Below are 15,506 nucleotides of genomic sequence, written 5' to 3'. Positions count from 1 at the left end.
GGTGCGGATGCGGACATCATCACCGGTCGACTTCGCCGAACACGATGTCCAGCGAGCCAAGGATGGCGGAAACGTCGGCCAGCAGATGGCCCTTGCAGATGTGATCCATCGCCTGCAGATGGGCGAAGCCCGGCGCGCGGATCTTGCACTTGTAGGGCTTGTTGGTGCCGTCGGCGACCAGATAGACGCCGAACTCGCCCTTCGGCGCCTCGACCGCGGCATAAACCTCGCCGGCCGGCACGTGCACGCCTTCAGTGTAGAGCTTGAAGTGATGGATCAGCGCTTCCATCGAGCGCTTCATGTCTCCGCGGCGCGGCGGCGCGATCTTGTTGTCCTCGACCACGACCGGGCCCTGCCCGTCCGGCGCCTTCAGCTTCTGGACGCACTGCTTCATGATGCGCACCGACTGACGCATCTCTTCCATGCGGATCAGATAGCGGTCGTAGCAGTCGCCGTTCTTGCCGATCGGAATGTCGAAATCCATCTCGGCGTAGCACTCGTAAGGCTGCGATTTGCGCAGGTCCCAGGCCGCGCCCGAACCGCGCACCATCACGCCGGAGAAACCCCACTCCCAGGATTCCTTCAGCGGCACCACGCCGATGTCGACGTTGCGCTGCTTGAAGATGCGGTTGCCGGTCAGCAGCGTATCGAGATCGTCGACGACTTTCAGGAACGGATCGCACCATGCATCGATATCGTCGATCAGCTTCGGCGGCAGGTCCTGGTGCACGCCGCCGACGCGGAAGAACGCCGCGTGCATGCGCGAGCCCGAGGCGCGCTCATAGAACACCATCAGCTTTTCGCGCTCTTCGAAACCCCACAGCGGCGGGGTCAGCGCGCCGACGTCCATCGCCTGGGTGGTGACGTTGAGCAGATGCGACAGGATGCGGCCGATCTCGCAATACAGCACGCGGATCAACTGGCCGCGACGCGGCACCGTGATGCCGAGCAGCTTTTCCGCCGCGAGGCAGAACGCATGCTCCTGATTCATCGGCGCGACGTAGTCGAGCCGGTCGAAATACGGAATCGCCTGCAGATAGGTCTTGTGCTCGATCAGCTTCTCGGTGCCGCGATGAAGCAGGCCGATATGCGGATCGACGCGCTCGACAACTTCGCCGTCGAGCTCCAGCACGAGGCGCAACACGCCGTGCGCCGCCGGATGCTGCGGACCGAAATTGATGGTGAAGTTGCGAAGATTTTGCGGTTGCTCGTTCATGGCTTCGGCTCCGCCTTGGCCTTCTCGTCACCGGGCAGCGGATAGTCCGCGCCTTCCCAGGGCGAAAGGAAATCGAACTTGCGGAATTCCTGGTTGAGCCGGACAGGCTCGTACAGCACCCGCTTCTCCTGGTCGTCGTAGCGGACCTCGACGAAGCCGGTGAGCGGGAAGTCCTTGCGCAGCGGATGGCCGTCGAAGCCGTAATCCGTCAGCAGGCGGCGCATGTCCGGATGACCGGTGAAGATCACGCCGTAGAGATCGTAGGTCTCGCGCTCGAACCAGTCGGCGCCCGGGAACACGCCGATGATCGACGGCACCTGCGTGGTCTCGTCGGCCTGCCCGCGCAGCCGGATGCGGGCGTTCAGTGTCGGCGATAGCAGATGGTACACGACGTCGAAGCGCTTTTCGCGGCTCGGATAGTCGACCGCGGTCGCGTCGGTGAAGTTGACGAAGCGGCAGTTCGGATCGTCACGCAGAAAAGTGACGACGTCCACGATTCTGCCAATCTCGACGTCGATAGTGAGTTGATTGAAGGCGACCGAGTGCGCGGTGGCGGCGCCCGGAAGCGCGCTCACGATCGTCTGCCCAAGGGCGTCGAGCTTGCCGTCGTCCATGCCTGAAACCTTAGCGTTCGATGGTGCCGATACGGCGAATCTTCTTCTGCAGCAGCAGCACGCCGTAAAGCAGCGCTTCCGCCGTGGGCGGGCAGCCCGGCACGTAGATGTCGATCGGCACGATGCGGTCGCAGCCGCGCACCACCGAGTAGGAATAGTGGTAGTAGCCGCCGCCATTGGCGCAGGAGCCCATCGAGATGACGTAGCGCGGCTCCGGCATCTGGTCGTAGACCTTGCGCAGCGCGGGCGCCATCTTGTTGGTCAGGGTGCCCGCGACGATCATCACGTCGGACTGCCGCGGCGAGGCACGCGGCGCAAAGCCGAAGCGCTCGACGTCGTAGCGCGGCATCGAGACCTGCATCATCTCGACTGCGCAGCACGCGAGACCGAAGGTCATCCACATCAACGAGCCGGTACGCGCCCAGGTGATGAGGTCGTCGGCCGCGGCGACGAAGAAGCCCTTGTCGGACAGCTCGTGATTGACCTCAAGGAAGAACGGATCATTGGCGCCGACCGGCCTGCCGGTCGACGGATCGATGATTCCTTTCGGAGCCTGCGCGATCGCCGGCTGCGAGGATGCGGCGGTGGGGCTCAATCCCATTCGAGCGCGCCTTTCTTCCATTCATATGCAAACCCGACCGTCAGCACGGCCAAGAAGACCATCATCGACCAGAAGCCGGTCGCGCCGAGCTTTCCGAACGCCACCGCCCAGGGGAACAGGAACGCCACTTCGAGGTCGAAGATGATGAAGAGGATCGCCACCAGATAGAAGCGGACGTCGAACTTCATGCGGGCGTCGTCAAAAGCGTTGAATCCGCATTCATAGGCGGACAGCTTTTCCGGGTCGGGCGACTGGAACGCGACCAGGAACGGCGCGATCAGAAGCGCCAGACCGATCAGGCTGGCGACTCCGATAAAGACCACAAGTGGGAGGTAATTCTGCAGGATGCCGGTCATCGGCGAGGCCTTCTTGCTGCGGTTTCGGACGCGCCGCAGATTCGTTGATTGGAATTGTTCTTGAGGCTTTAGCGCAGCGCAACAGGGGGCGCAAGACAAGCTATTTTGACGCTTTTACCGTCCTTCCCGCGGGCCCTCGGCCCGATCAGGCGGCAGCACTTGCCTCAATCGACAACGCTGCGTCGGCCATCTGGTGCCCTGCGCGCTCGCCATATCAGCCCAGCTCGCGCTCGGCGGTGAGCATCTCGGCGGCGATCTCCGTCAGCCGGTCGACATGTCCGAGCAGCAGCGCAAGTTCCTGTGGGGTAAGCTGTTCCAGCAGGAGCCGGTTTCGCTCCTGCGCACCGGCCACGATCGCGTCATGGGCGGCGAGGCCCGACTTGGTCAGCGAGACCAGGGTTTCGCGGTTGTCGCGCGGGTTGGCCGCCTTGGCCACCAGCTTGCGCGCGACGAGCTCGGCGAGCGCCCGGCTGATCTGCCCCTTGTCCATGCCGACCGCTTCGGCCAACCGCACCACGCTCATCGGCGGCCGCCGGCCGAGCGAGGCGACCAGACCGAACTCGACCGAGGACAGCCCCGCGAGCCGCTTGTAACGCAGCATCGCACCGCGCTTGAGCAAATTCGCCAGCACCATCAGCCGCGACGACATCATCGCGGTGATCGGCGCCAGCTCGGCGTCGACCACGGCTTCCGGCGGCAACGCCCTCTCCGTCCTGAGCTTCTCGGTCATCGCCAACCTCTGCCAACAAAGCCGCGCGCTGCCAAGCTAGTCGAGATCGTTGACATTGTCATCGATATATCGTTGACTTCATCAACGACAGCACGACCGCGGGCACCAGACCAGCGGCGGGAGGAACAACATGACGATCACCCAGCGGGACCGCGATCTCGGCACGGCCTATGCGATGAAGCCGCCCACCACCCGGACCGAGCTCACCTCGGTCGTCCGCGGCACGCCGATGGGTGAGCTGCTGCGGCGCTACTGGCATCCGGTCGGCCTCGCCGGCGACGCCACCGATATCCCCAGAAAAGTCCGTGCGCTCGGTGAGGATTTGATCCTGTTCCGCGACCGGCATGACCGGATCGGACTGCTGCATGGCCGTTGCTGCCATCGCGGCACCACTCTCTATTACGGCAAGGTCGAGGAAGACGGCATTCGCTGCTGCTATCACGGCTGGAAGTTCGACACCGAAGGCCGCTGCCTCGAGCAGCCCTGCGAGCCCGAAGGCGGCCTGTTCAAGGACAAGGTGCGCCAACCCTGGTATCCGGTGCAGGAACGCTACGGCCTGATCTTCGCCTATATGGGACCGGCCGAGAAGAAGCCGGTGCTGCCGCGCTACGAATGCCTCGAGACCATGGATGATGGCGAGTTCGTCGAGGCCGACGATTCCTCGATCGGCGGCGGCGGCCCGGCCGTGATCCCCTGCAACTGGTTGCAGCATTTCGAGAACGTCGCCGACCCCTACCACGTGCCGGTGCTGCACGGCTCGTTCTCAGGGCCGCAGTTCACCACCATGATGGCCTCGATGCCCGAGGTGAAGTTCGAGATGTCGCCGCGCGGCGTCGCGGTGCGCTCGATCCGCCGGCAGGACGACGGCAGGGTGTTTTATCGCGTCACCGAGGTCGCCCTCCCCACGCTGCGCGTCGTGCCCAATCCGCGGGTCGCGCAATTCGCCCGCGTCGAATCGATCGGCTGGACCTTGCCGATCGACGACACCTCGTTCCGCATCTATGTCGCCGGCCGGGTCAAGAACGCGGGCGATATCAGCCGCATGCGCTCGAGGTTCAACGACAAGTTCTGGTGGGACATGACCGAGCAGGAGCACCAGCAATTCCCCGGCGACTACGAGGCGCAGGTCGGCCAGGGAGCGGTGACGGTCCATTCGGAGGAGCATTTCGGCCAGAGCGACCGCGGCATCCTGATGATCCGGCGGATGCTTGGCGAGCAGCTCGAGGCGCTCGCCGCCGGCCGCGACCCGATCGGCGTGTCGTTCGACGCCGAGGCCGGGCCGGTCGAATTCGAAGCGGGGAATTACATCCGAGAGGCGTAAGGGCCGCGTGCGACCAAGCAACAACAAAGTTCATCAGGGGGAAGCATGGTCGATCTCGCACCGCAGGCGGCTGCGCAAGCGCAAGCCGGCGCCAGGCCTGCCGGGCGCCGCTACTACGTCCTCGCTCTGCTGACGATCATCTACGCCCTCAACTTCCTCGACCGCACGATCTTCAACGTGCTGATCGAGCCGATCAAGAAGGAGTTTTTCCTCAGCGACACCACGATGGGCCTGCTCGCCGGGTTCGGTTTCGTGCTGTTCTACTCGCTGCTCGGCATTCCCATCGCGCGGATGGCCGATCGCCTCAACCGCCGTAACATCGTCGCTTGCGCCTTCGCGTTCTGGAGCGCGATGACCTATCTGTGCGGCCTCGCCTCCAGCGTCACGACGCTGGCGCTGGCGCGGATCGGCGTCGGCATCGGGGAATCCGCGGGCACGCCGGCCTCGCAATCGATGATCGCCGATCTGTTCGACAAGAACGAACGGCCGCGCGCGCTCGGCATCTATGCGATCGGCACCTATCTGGGCGTCTTCCTCGGCTATTTCATCGGCGGCTATGTCAACCAGCACTATGGCTGGCGGATGGCCTTTTTCACCGCGGGCCTGCCGGGCATCGCGCTCGCCGCCGTGCTGTGGCTGACGATTTCAGAGCCTGCGCGCGGCGCGATGGCCGAGACCTTCAAGGCCGAGCCGATCGGGCCGACGCTGCGTTTCCTGATATCGCAGCCGAGCTTCGTCATCGTCTTGGTCGGCTTTTGTCTCACGACCTACACCAACTACGCCACCGCAGTGTGGATCCCGCCGTTCCTGGCGCGTATCCATCATCTCACCAGCGCCGAGATCGGCACCTATGCCGGCACCTTCAAGGGTCTTTCCGGCATGGCGGGCACCTCGTGGTGGCGCAGATCAGCCGCCGCGACGACCGCTGGAAACTGTGGGCGCCTGCGATCATGTCCGGCCTCGCCGGCCCGGTGTTCGCGCTGTGCATGCTGACGCCGAGCTTCGCGCTGATGGTCGCTACGCTGGCGCTGACCTCGTTCCTGGTCGGCTTCCATCTCGGCCCGATCTTCGCCATTGCCCAGACCGTGGCAAAGCCCAGCATGCGCGCGCTGGCCTCCGCGATCGTGCTGCTCACCGCGACCTGCTTCGGCCAGGGCATAGGCCCCCTCGCCGTCGGCATGATCAACGACGCCCTGAAGGGCGCGTACGGCGCGGACGCCGTTCGCTACTCGCTGCTGTCGGCGGCGGTGACGACGACGCTCGGCGCGCTGCTGTTCGTCTTGGCCGCGCGCTCGATCCGATCGGACATCGCGCGCGCCAGTTAAGCAGCCATGAAGGCCAGCAGGTCGGACATCAGGCGTGCGCTGTGCGTCAACGGCAGAGCGTGCGGCGCGCCTTCGTAGACGGAAAGCCTGCTGCCCTTGATCAGCGCCGCGGTCCTCGCGCCGGTCAGTTCGAGCGGCGCGCTGGCATCCTTGTCGCCGTGCACGATCAGCGTCGGGCGATCGATCGCCCTCGCCGCCGCGCGCAGATCGGCAAAGGAGATGGTCTTGCGGCAGGCCAGCGCCACCGGCAGCGGCACGCTCAGCATCATCTCCCTGATCCAGGCCCGCGTGACCTCGGGCGTATCGGGCATGAAGAACGGCGCTTCGTTCTCTCCCATCCATCTCGGGAAGTCCTGCGCGATGGCGGCATTCTGGGCGTCGATCATCGGCTTCGGAACCGCGTCGAGATTGTCCTCCGTCTGCACCAGGAACGGCGTGGTCGACGCCACCAGGACCAGCCGCGCGATGCGATCCGCGCCGTGGCGCGCCAGATAGTTCACCGCCTCGATCGATCCCATCGAATGCGCGACCAGTGTCACGTCGCGCAGGTCGCGCTGCTCGATCACGGCGGCGACGTCGTCGGTCAGCGTGTCGAGATCGTAGCCCGTCATCGGCATGTCGGAGCGGCCGTGCCCGCGCCGGTCAGGCGCGACGCAGCGATACCCCTTCGCATTGAGCGCCACGATGTGACTGCCCCAGACGCTGGAATTGAATGTCCAGGCGGCGAGGAACAGCACCGGCCGGCCTGCACCCCAATCCTGGACGAACAGCGAGGTCCCATCCCTCGCCGTCACGCGCGACGGGCGCACCGGCTGCGGCGGCGTGGTTTGCGCGTCGGCAGGCGCTGCCGCGGCGAGAGCGGTGCCAAGCAAAGTTGCTTCGAGGACTGTTCGACGATTCATCTCAGATCTCCCTTGCGGATCGGCCGTGACGTGGACGCCACCCATAGACCGATCATCGCAAAGCGAGGTCGTGCCCGCGATTACGCGCGAGGTAATTCGGGCTGGCGACGCCAGTCCTACGCGGGTTTTACCTGTTCGTATTTTCTGTGAAGGCCGCCACGACGTTCCGATAGCGCTTGCTGCCGGCGAACGTCTCGCCATTGTCCATGCGCAGGACAAAGTCCCCCGCCGGGCGATGCTCGACTGCCACGACCCGCGCTGGATTCACCAGTCTCGCCCGATGCACGCGGACAAGGCCGAACGGCTGGAGCCGATCCTGCTCGCGCGCCAGCGTGCTGCGGATGAGACGGCGTCCGCTGGGAAGACTGAATTCGACATAGTTGCCGGCGGACGTCACGGCCACGATGTCGCGGGGATCGATCCGAAAGCTCGTCGCGCCATCCCGCAGCCAGAGGCTGGGGTTGGCGGCGTCGACGGGCGGCTCGGCCACCGGCCGTGCCGCCACCTCGGCCGGCAGCGCCGGCGCCCCTGGTATCACCGCCCCCCTGCGATCCATCAACCAGATCACCACAGCCACCATCACCGACGAGACAATGTCCTTCCGGAACTCATGCGGAAATGCCGTCATCCAGTGAAACGCATAGACATCGGCCAGCAACAGCTTGCGCAACCCGACCATGGTGACGAGATGCGCGAACGCGTAGAGCAGCGTCGCCGCCCCCGCCAGCGTGACCGCCATCACGCGGCTGCGCCCAAGACGCAATTGTGCGACGCCGCTTCGCAGCAGCGGCAGAAACAGGATCCATGCAACGGCACTCGTCACCTCGAGCAGCACGGGCACGCGCAATGGCGCGAACCCCGCGGACGGCTTGAACTCGTTCACCGAGGAGAAGACGTTGACCATGCCGCTCGCCACGATCAGCAGCGCCACCCAGCCATAGGCCAGCATCGATGCGCGCCCCGCCCCGCTCCATCGCGTCGCCGTCACATCGGGTCGATTTTCGTCCCTGGAATCGGGTTGCTCGTCCCAAGCCCGCTCGACGCGACGACCTGTCACCGGTTCAATGGAATTCTCTGGCTGCGTCGTGGGCATGTCGGGATGGAATAGATGGTGCAACTCGTCAGGTCATCTGCCCCGGTGGTTAGGTCGGGGACCCAATTGCGATCCGTCACTCAAGCCGGTCTTTATCACAGGCAAGCGAACGTCGTCCCGCAAAGCAGGATGGCGAGCCGTCCGGACGGCGTGAAAATCGGCTCTGCTCACGGACCGGTGACCGGCCGATGAATCGTCGCAAACTCCTGATCGGCGCGGCCCTGACGCCGGTGGCGCACTGGATGGTGCCGAGGCCGGTTGCCGCAGCGCAAGGCGCGAGCATTTCGTCGCAAATGCTTCGGCGAACGCGCCCCTCGGATGCTGAATGGCCGTCGGCAGCCAGTTGGAACCGGCTCAACGAGCAAACCAAGGGGCGGCTCATGGCGGTAAAGTCGCCGCTCGTGGCGTGTCAGGACAATCCTGCCGGCGCGGCTTGCCGCGATGTGTTCAAGGGGCTCAAAAATCCCTACTACATCGGCGATGACGCGGCGCTGACCCAGACCACGGGCTATCTCGACGCCTGGGCGTCGCAGCCGAGTGTCTACGCGGTCGCAGCGCGCAAGACCGCCGATGTCGTCGCTGCCGTCAATTTCGCCCGCGACAACAATCTGCGGCTGGTCGTCAGAGGCGGCGGCCACTCCTATCTCGGCACATCGAGTGCACCGGACTCGCTGATGATCTGGACGCGGGCGATGAACGACATCACGCTGCACGAGAGCTTCGTCGCGCAAGGCTCTGAGGATCCGCCGCAGCCGGCCGTCACCGTCGGTGCCGGCGCGATCTGGATGCATGTCTACAACGAGGTGACGACCCGGAGTGGCCGCTATGTCCAAGGCGGCGGCTGCGGAACCGTCGGCGTCGCGGGGCTGGTGCAGGGCGGCGGCTTCGGCAGCTATTCGAAGAACTACGGCACCGCCGCGGCGAGCCTGCTGGAAGCCGAAATCGTCACCGCGGACGGTGTCGTCCGGATCGCAAATGCCCGCAGCAACCCGGACCTGTTCTGGGCCTTGCGCGGCGGCGGCGGCGGCACCTTCGGTGTCGTCACCCGCCTGACGCTGCGGACCCATGAACTACCCGATGTGTTTGGCTTCGCCTCCATGACGATCCAGGCCGCTTCCGGCTCATCATTCCGCAAGCTCGTCGGCGCGTTCGTCGATCTCTACGCCGACCGCCTGCATGACCGCCATTGGGGCGAGATCGTCAACATCAAGCCCGGCAATGTGCTCGACATCCAGCTCTCGTTCCAGGGGCTAAGTAAGCAGCAGGCCGACGAACTGTGGCAGGCCTTCATTCGCCTCGTGAGCGAAGCCGGGGGCGAATTCGCCTTCACCCGTTCGCCGTCGATCCGCACAGGTCCGGCAGCGCGCCGCTGGGACGCCGCCTATATCAGGCAGCGCGCGCCGCAGGCGATCCTGTCCGACGACCGTCCCGGCGCGCCGGCGGAGAACGTGTTCTGGGCCGCCAATCTGAGCGAAGCCGGGCATTTCATTCATGGCTTTGAATCGCTCTGGCTTCCGGCCTCGCTGCTGGGCGGTGTGGAGCGCCCGCGCCTGGTCGAAGCCCTGCTCGCGGCCGCACAGCATGCGACAGTCGAACTGCACTTCCAGAAAGGGCTGGCCGGCGGATCGGAGGCTGCAATCGCCTCGGCGAAAGAGACCGCGACGAACCCCGCTGTGATCGACGCGTTCGTGCTCGCAATCATCGCGAGCGAGGGCCCGCCGGCCTATTCCGGCCTCAGCGGCCACGAGCCTGATCCGGCCGACGCGCGCAAGAATGCCGCGGGGATCGCGAAGGCCGTCGGAGAACTCAGAAAGGTCGCGCCGGATGGCGGTGCCTATCTTGCGGAAAGCAGCTTCTTCGAACCGAAATGGCAGCAGGCCTATTGGGGGGCGAACTACACGCGGCTTCTGCAGATCAAGCAGCAGTACGATCCGGGCGGCCTGTTCTTCGTGCGGCACGGCGTCGGCAGCGAGGATTGGAGCGACGATGGATTTGCGCGGCTAGCGGCACATCAATGAGAGATCGCCGCGCTCACTCCGTCACGTCAGCTTGCCGGTATATTTCTCCAGCGCCGCCCAGGCGTCCGCGCCATAGGTCTTCTGCCACTGCGTGTAGAAGCCGGCCTTCACCAAGGCTGCCCTGAACTGCACCGGATCGGGCTTGTTGAACGTCATGCCCTTCTCGGTCAGCTCGGCCTGCAACGAGCGGTCCATCGCGACCAGGTCGGCCCGCTCCTTCACGGCGGCCGCATCGAACGCAGTGTTGATCATCTCGAGCAGATCGGGCGGCAGGCTCGCCATCGCGCGGCGGTTGCCGATGATCCAGTAGCCGCTCCAGCAATGGTTCGACAGCGCGCAGTATTTCTGCACCTCGTAGAGCTTTCCGGTCGAGACCTGCGCTAGCGGATTCTCCTGCCCCTCGACGATGTGGGTCTGCAGCGCCGAGTAGAGCTCGCTGTAGGAGATGCTCGACGGCAGCGCGCCGAGCCCGGAGAACAGCGAGGTCAGCAATGCCGTCACCGGCACGCGGATCTTAAAACCCTTGAGATCGTCGACGCTGCCGAGCTGCCGGCTCGACGATGACGTGATCTGGCGGAAGCCGTTGTCCCAGACCTTCTTCATCGGCACCAGGCCGGTCTTGCCGATCGCCTCGCGCACGGTCTCGCCGACGCCGCCATCCATCGCGGCCCAGACCTGGTCGTAGGACTGGAAGGCGAAGCCGATGCTCGGCAGGCCCGACAGCGGCACCAGGATCGACAGGGTCAGGCTCGGCGCCGCCATCAACTCGATACCGCCGGCGCGGACCTGCGACAGCATTTCGGGGTCGCCGCCGAGCTGGCTGTTGGAAAACACCGTGATGTTGACCTGGCCGGCCGACTGCTCGGCCACTGCCGTGGCGGCCTCGACGAGACGGATTGTCAACGGGTGGGTTTCCGGGGTGTCAACGCCGAGCTTAAAATCGAACTCGGCGGCGGCAACGGCTCGTTTGCCAAACATCGCCGCAGCGACCGCACCAGAGCCAGTTCCCAACAGGCCCCTGCGGGTCATCTTCATTGTTTTCATTATTGTTTTTCTCCGGGGCGCTGTCCCGCGCCTGTGGCCAGTTTCAGCCCTCCGCCTGTGTGATGCAAGGCACGGTGAAACCAATCCTCCGGTGGCACGAAACCATTTCAGGGAACTCACGAAACGATCCGGAAACAGATCGGCCTTACCAGTAGCTGCCATAGACGGCGCACAGACGCCCGGAGGCGACCATGAACCACTCGATCCATTCAGCTGATCGCTCGACCCATCTGAAGATTGTGGTCGTTGCCCTCGTTGCCGGCATCGCAGTTGCGGCTTTCGGCATTTCGGCCCGGAACAACGCGGATTTCACCCAGACCGCCCAGACGACCCAGGTCATCAAGGCCGGTAAGCCAGTGGCGATCACCTCCTCGGGCACCTCGGCCGTCCGCTAGGATTTCCTCAGGCTTCGGCAAACAGAACGGCCGCCTTCGGGCGGCTTTTTGTTGTGCGCTGCCGAATTGAAACAGCTGTCCCATTCCAGCGCAGACCACCGAAAGGTGGTCGCGGAAACCCGACAGCGGCGCGCGAGCTGACCAAACGAAATGCCGGCCGAGCCGGCCGGAAACCGCGCCAAGCCCTTCCTCCACTACCGGCGTTAACCGCGTTGCACGCCTGACGCCGCGACCGGCAGCCGGTCGTCGCGCCGCGGCACGATCGCTGCCCCTTTCAACACGTCTTGCCCCGCCGGCGCCCCGACGCGGGACAGGCAGAGTTTGGAGGATTGCGATGTCCGTCACCAACCACGCCCAGCCGGCCGCCGGCATCACCGATTACATTGCGATCGCGAGGCCCGACCACTGGATCAAGCATGTGCTGATCATCCCGGGCGTCGCGTTTGCGCTGATCATGTCGCAGACCGGACCGATCGAGCTTGCGACGTTCGCCGAGCGCCTCGCCATCTGCCTGTTCGTCGCGATGGCGCTGTCGTCGGCGAACTACACCATCAATGAGTGGCTCGATGCGCCGTTCGACGCCATGCACCCGACCAAGCGTGCACGACCCGCGGTGCAGACCGCGATGTCGCCGACCATCGTCCTGGCCCAATACGTGCTGCTCACCGCCATCGGCATCTTTGCCGCCAACCGGCTCGGTTACGCCTTCGCCGCGACCGTGTTCGCGGTGTTCGGCGTGATCTACAACGTGCGTCCGATCCGCGCCAAGGACCGTGCCTTCATCGACGTCATCGTCGAGTCCCTCAACAATCCGCTGCGCTTCCTGTTCGGCTGGTTCGCGGTGGTGCCGAGCATCGCGCCGCCGGTGTCGATCCTGCTCGCCTACTGGTTCGGCGGCGCCTTCCTGATGGCCGCCAAGCGCGTCTCCGAGCATCGTGCCATCGTCGAAGCCGGCGGCACTGCCAACCTCGCCGCCTACCGGCCCTCCTTCGCGGTCTATACCCATTCGAGCCTGGTCACGAGCTGCCTCGTCTATGCCCAGGGCTTCGCCTTCATGATGGCGATCTTCCTGTTGAAGTACCGCATCGAATATCTCGTCGTCGTGCCGATGCTGATCGCGCTGTTCGCGGCCTATATGCGGCTCGCGCTGACGCCGGATTCCGCCGCGGCGCGGCCGGAGGAATTGATGCGGCAGCCGGCGATGCTGATCGCGGCCGCCGTCACCATGGCGCTGTTCGGCGGGCTGACCTTCGTCGATCTGCCCTGGCTGAACAGCCTCACGAGTTCGGACCTGATCCGTCTCGGCGGGATCCGCTAACATGTCGATCGCAACTCCGTTCGAGACGCCGAAGGCCGATCTCGGTGTCGTTGCCGCAGCGCTGCTGTTCGCAGGGCTGCTCGTGCTGCTGGATGGTCCGATCTGGCTGGTCAAACTGGTGCCGACCCAGGACGGGCCGGTGCATCTGGCACAAGCCGATTTGATCGCCCGGTTCGGCTGGGGCGGCGCGCTGCAAGAGCCCGCGGCGTCGTTCTATCAATGGAATCCGCGGATCGAGCCGAACTCGGCGATCTATCTGCTGCTCGCCGGATTGATCCGGCTGACCGGCGATGCGCTGGTCGCCAATAGCCTTTTCCTCAGCCTCTATGGCCTGGTCTGGATCGTTGCGGCCTTCGCGGCGAGCCGCGCCGAGACCGAGCGGCCGCTGCTGCCGGCGCTGCTGTTGCTGCCGGTCGCCTTCGGCGTCTTCATCCATTGGGGTTTTTACAATTTCGCGCTCGGCATCCCGCTTTTCCTGCTGTTCGCGAGTTTTTGGCGTGGCCTCGGCGGGCGCCGCGATGCGCTGGCCTTCGTCGCCACCGCGCTGTTGCTGGCCGCGCTCTACCTGACCCACATCACCTCGGTCGTCGCGGCCTGCCTGCTGCTCGCCGCCGACGGCATCGCGCGCGCGGTCGCGACATTCGAGCGGCAGGGCGCCAGGGCCGCGGCGCAACGCCTGCTGCGCGACGGCGTGTGGGCTGCTGCGGCGGCGCTGCCGGTCCTGCTTTTGATCGCAAGCTTCCTGTTCACCTACCAGAACATTGCCGGCGAGACGGCGAGCGCCGCGGGCGGCGTTGCCCAGATCATCCGGCGCATCGTGGCCGCGACCTATCTCTTCACTTTCACCTGGTGGGAGGTGATCGCGCTCGCGCCGGTGCTCGGCGCGATCGTGCTGGCGAGCTTCGTCGCGCTGCGGCGCTTCGGTTCGGGCGACCTGCTGTGGCCGGTCTTCTTCGTTCTGGTGCTGGCGCTGTCGCTGCTCAATCTCAAGACCGGCTCGGCGCTGCTGTCGGAACGGCTCGCCCCCTTTAGCGGGATCGCGATCGTGCTGGCGATCGCAAGCCGCCAGCCTGCACCGGCACTCTCCCGCGCGCTCTGCCTGGCCGCGCTGTCGGGCCTGATCGGACAGACCGCGGTGCGCGCCGTCGCCTACCAGAGCTGGGCGCCGACGCTGGAGAGCGAGCTCGCCGCCGGCCACGACAATCCCGGCCAGAGCTTTGCCAATGCCGACCTGATCACTGAGCGAGACAGCCATCTGTTCGCCTGGCGCATTCGTCCGACCCTGCACGCCGCGCAGACCGCAGCACTTGCGAGCCGCGGCGTCGGCCTGTCCTCGCCGCTGCCCTCGACGCGCTATTTCGGCTACTTCCCGCTGCAATATGTCGAGGCGCGCGATTTCATGCGCGCCACGCCGGATTGGCAGGATGCACCCGATGTCGCCTCGGTCGCCAGGTTCCGCGCCGCCAATCATGGCGCGCCACAGGTCCTGATCGTCTCGAGCTCCGACCGGGATGGTGTGGCCTTTGCCGACAAGTTCGGCTACCCCGACTGCAAGACCACCGAGACCGGGGCACGCGAGATCGACGTGTGCAAGGTCGCAACCCGGCTGAGCGCCGCGAATGACTGAGCATCGCCTCGCCGGTGAAAGCATTGCGAAGCCAAAGGACGGTCCCTCCACCGACGGTGCGGACGCGCTGCTCGGCCTGCCCGTGGCGCTGCCACTGGTGCTCGACCTCGACGGCACGCTGATCAAGGGCGACCTGCTCTATCTCAGCTTCTTCTCGATCCTGCGCCGCAATCCGCTGATCGTCGCGTCATGCGCCGCATGGCTGGTGCGCGGCCGTGCCGCGCTGAAGCGCGAGCTCGCCCTGCGCCAGAGCATCGACTGGAGCCGGATCGAACTCCGCCAGGACGTCGCAGCACTGGCCGAGCGCGAGAAGGCCGCCGGCCGCCGCATCGTGCTGGCGACCGCGGCCGACGCGCTGCTCGCGCAGAAGCTGGCATCGCGGCTTTCATTTATCGACCAGGTCCTCGCCTCCGACGGCGAACACAATCTCAAGGGCGCCAACAAGGCCGACCTGTTGCTGAAGACCTTTCCCGAGGGCTTCATCTATGCCGGCGACAGCGCCTCCGACCTCGCGGTCTGGGCCCACGCCGCCGGAATCATCACCGTCAATGCGTCCGAGGCCGTGCGCGCCGCCGCAGCCGCGCTCGACAAACCGACGCTTCAGCTGCAGGGCCACGCGGCTGCGGTGAAATCTTAACCGCATCCTAACGCGGTCGTTCGATTGCAATCCGCTCCGCGATCCCAGTTTTAAAAATTGTTCGGTTAAGGTCGGCGTCAACAGAGGCGCAGGCCCACAATGAATTTGCAGCAGCAAGTAATTTCGACCGGCTTCAAGATCATCTGCACCGATTGCGGCAGCCTGGCGATCAAGGTCGCCGATCCGGCGCACGCGTCCGGCGACACCATCATCGAATGCCGCCGCTGCAACGCGGTGCGCGGCACGGTGGCGGACCTGCACGTGCTGGCGCGGCGCGGCCGCGACCTGTTCGAATTCTAACCCGGGCCG

Annotated in this window: 15 protein-coding genes and 1 pseudogene; 8 read left to right on the top strand and 8 right to left on the bottom strand. The window is 65.4% G+C overall.

The genetic code is table 11. The features are described from left to right. Positions 1-19 precede the first annotated feature (19 nt). The 5 genes from K359_RS0118915 to K359_RS0118895 form a co-directional block, all read right to left on the bottom strand. Complete coding sequence (locus K359_RS0118915) at positions 20-1,216, bottom strand: NADH-quinone oxidoreductase subunit D (protein ID WP_029080757.1); 1,197 nt, start codon at positions 1,214-1,216, stop codon at positions 20-22. Continuing rightward, positions 1,213-1,830 (bottom strand): NADH-quinone oxidoreductase subunit C, encoded by a 618-nt coding sequence (locus tag K359_RS0118910; protein ID WP_029080756.1) that lies wholly within the window; start codon positions 1,828-1,830, stop codon positions 1,213-1,215. Before K359_RS0118910 ends, K359_RS0118915 begins: the two co-directional genes overlap by 4 nt. Positions 1,831-1,840: 10 nt before the next feature. Next, a complete protein-coding gene (locus K359_RS0118905) occupies positions 1,841-2,431 on the bottom strand; it encodes an NADH-quinone oxidoreductase subunit B family protein (RefSeq protein ID WP_029080755.1) in 591 nt (196 codons plus the stop codon). Beyond that, a complete protein-coding gene (locus K359_RS0118900; protein ID WP_018271860.1) occupies positions 2,422-2,787 on the bottom strand; it encodes an NADH-quinone oxidoreductase subunit A in 366 nt (121 codons plus the stop codon). The genes K359_RS0118905 and K359_RS0118900 overlap by 10 nt, the downstream gene beginning before the upstream one ends. A gap of 214 nt (positions 2,788-3,001) precedes the next feature. Continuing rightward, positions 3,002-3,517, bottom strand: a complete 516-nt coding sequence (locus K359_RS0118895; protein WP_051346207.1) for a MarR family winged helix-turn-helix transcriptional regulator — start codon at positions 3,515-3,517, stop codon at positions 3,002-3,004. Positions 3,518-3,647: 130 nt separating this feature from the next. Here K359_RS0118895 and K359_RS0118890 point away from each other — a divergent pair, with 130 nt between their 5' ends. After that, entirely contained in the window at positions 3,648-4,838 is a 1,191-nt protein-coding gene (locus K359_RS0118890) for an aromatic ring-hydroxylating dioxygenase subunit alpha (RefSeq protein ID WP_029080753.1), read from the top strand. Between the two features lie 45 nt (positions 4,839-4,883). After that, positions 4,884-6,163 (top strand): annotated as a pseudogene (locus tag K359_RS52380) (spinster family MFS transporter). On the opposite strand, the gene K359_RS0118880 reads toward K359_RS52380, so the two are convergent. Together K359_RS0118880 and K359_RS52375 are read right to left on the bottom strand one after the other, a co-directional pair. After that, positions 6,160-7,065, bottom strand: a complete 906-nt coding sequence (locus K359_RS0118880) for an alpha/beta fold hydrolase (protein ID WP_029080752.1) — start codon at positions 7,063-7,065, stop codon at positions 6,160-6,162. The pseudogene K359_RS52380 and the gene K359_RS0118880 sit on opposite strands and share 4 nt — an antisense overlap. 127 nt (positions 7,066-7,192) lie before the next feature. Then, complete coding sequence (locus K359_RS52375) at positions 7,193-8,158, bottom strand: LytTR family DNA-binding domain-containing protein (RefSeq protein ID WP_084518447.1); 966 nt, start codon at positions 8,156-8,158, stop codon at positions 7,193-7,195. 188 nt (positions 8,159-8,346) lie between these two features. Between K359_RS52375 and K359_RS0118870 the strand changes: the two genes are divergently transcribed. Then, entirely contained in the window at positions 8,347-10,176 is a 1,830-nt protein-coding gene (locus K359_RS0118870; RefSeq protein WP_029080751.1) for an FAD-binding oxidoreductase, read from the top strand. Positions 10,177-10,197: 21 nt separating this feature from the next. On the opposite strand, the gene K359_RS0118865 is transcribed toward K359_RS0118870, so the two are convergent. Continuing rightward, positions 10,198-11,211, bottom strand: a complete 1,014-nt coding sequence (locus K359_RS0118865) for a TRAP transporter substrate-binding protein (protein ID WP_029080750.1) — start codon at positions 11,209-11,211, stop codon at positions 10,198-10,200. A 200-nt stretch (positions 11,212-11,411) separates the two neighbouring features. Here K359_RS0118865 and K359_RS0118860 point away from each other — a divergent pair, with 200 nt between their 5' ends. From K359_RS0118860 to K359_RS0118840, 5 genes are all read left to right on the top strand, one after another. Beyond that, positions 11,412-11,615 (top strand): hypothetical protein, encoded by a 204-nt coding sequence (locus K359_RS0118860; protein ID WP_029080749.1) that lies wholly within the window; start codon positions 11,412-11,414, stop codon positions 11,613-11,615. Positions 11,616-11,949: 334 nt separating this feature from the next. Continuing rightward, on the top strand, positions 11,950-12,933 hold the full coding sequence (locus K359_RS52370; protein WP_051346205.1) for a UbiA family prenyltransferase: 984 nt from the start codon (positions 11,950-11,952) through the stop codon (positions 12,931-12,933). A 1-nt stretch (position 12,934) separates the two neighbouring features. Then, positions 12,935-14,560 (top strand): hypothetical protein, encoded by a 1,626-nt coding sequence (locus K359_RS0118850; protein WP_029080748.1) that lies wholly within the window; start codon positions 12,935-12,937, stop codon positions 14,558-14,560. Beyond that, positions 14,553-15,197, top strand: coding sequence for a haloacid dehalogenase-like hydrolase (locus K359_RS0118845; RefSeq protein WP_029080747.1), 645 nt, complete (start codon positions 14,553-14,555; stop codon positions 15,195-15,197). The genes K359_RS0118850 and K359_RS0118845 overlap by 8 nt, the downstream gene beginning before the upstream one ends. 99 nt (positions 15,198-15,296) lie before the next feature. Further along, on the top strand, positions 15,297-15,497 hold the full coding sequence (locus K359_RS0118840; protein ID WP_029080746.1) for a hypothetical protein: 201 nt from the start codon (positions 15,297-15,299) through the stop codon (positions 15,495-15,497). The last annotated feature ends 9 nt before the right edge of the window (positions 15,498-15,506 follow it).

This window comes from Bradyrhizobium sp. th-b2 (genome assembly GCF_000426785.1).
GTDB lineage: Bacteria > Pseudomonadota > Alphaproteobacteria > Rhizobiales > Xanthobacteraceae > Bradyrhizobium > Bradyrhizobium septentrionale.
This window is presented reverse-complemented; position numbering and strand designations above follow the sequence as displayed.

Excerpts from the sequence above, each read along its gene's own strand:
- K359_RS0118915 (WP_029080757.1), bottom strand. The coding sequence starts at position 1,216 with ATGAACGAGCAACCGCAAAATCTTCGCAACTTCACCATCAATTTCGGT.
- K359_RS0118910 (WP_029080756.1), bottom strand. The coding sequence starts at position 1,830 with ATGGACGACGGCAAGCTCGACGCCCTTGGGCAGACGATCGTGAGCGCG.
- K359_RS0118905 (WP_029080755.1), bottom strand. The coding sequence starts at position 2,431 with ATGGGATTGAGCCCCACCGCCGCATCCTCGCAGCCGGCGATCGCGCAG.
- K359_RS0118900 (WP_018271860.1), bottom strand. The coding sequence starts at position 2,787 with ATGACCGGCATCCTGCAGAATTACCTCCCACTTGTGGTCTTTATCGGA.
- K359_RS0118895 (WP_051346207.1), bottom strand. The coding sequence starts at position 3,517 with ATGACCGAGAAGCTCAGGACGGAGAGGGCGTTGCCGCCGGAAGCCGTG.
- K359_RS0118890 (WP_029080753.1), top strand. The coding sequence starts at position 3,648 with ATGACGATCACCCAGCGGGACCGCGATCTCGGCACGGCCTATGCGATG.
- K359_RS0118880 (WP_029080752.1), bottom strand. The coding sequence starts at position 7,065 with ATGAATCGTCGAACAGTCCTCGAAGCAACTTTGCTTGGCACCGCTCTC.
- K359_RS52375 (WP_084518447.1), bottom strand. The coding sequence starts at position 8,158 with ATGCCCACGACGCAGCCAGAGAATTCCATTGAACCGGTGACAGGTCGT.
- K359_RS0118870 (WP_029080751.1), top strand. The coding sequence starts at position 8,347 with ATGAATCGTCGCAAACTCCTGATCGGCGCGGCCCTGACGCCGGTGGCG.
- K359_RS0118865 (WP_029080750.1), bottom strand. The coding sequence starts at position 11,211 with ATGAAGATGACCCGCAGGGGCCTGTTGGGAACTGGCTCTGGTGCGGTC.
- K359_RS0118860 (WP_029080749.1), top strand. The coding sequence starts at position 11,412 with ATGAACCACTCGATCCATTCAGCTGATCGCTCGACCCATCTGAAGATT.
- K359_RS52370 (WP_051346205.1), top strand. The coding sequence starts at position 11,950 with ATGTCCGTCACCAACCACGCCCAGCCGGCCGCCGGCATCACCGATTAC.
- K359_RS0118850 (WP_029080748.1), top strand. The coding sequence starts at position 12,935 with ATGTCGATCGCAACTCCGTTCGAGACGCCGAAGGCCGATCTCGGTGTC.
- K359_RS0118845 (WP_029080747.1), top strand. The coding sequence starts at position 14,553 with ATGACTGAGCATCGCCTCGCCGGTGAAAGCATTGCGAAGCCAAAGGAC.
- K359_RS0118840 (WP_029080746.1), top strand. The coding sequence starts at position 15,297 with ATGAATTTGCAGCAGCAAGTAATTTCGACCGGCTTCAAGATCATCTGC.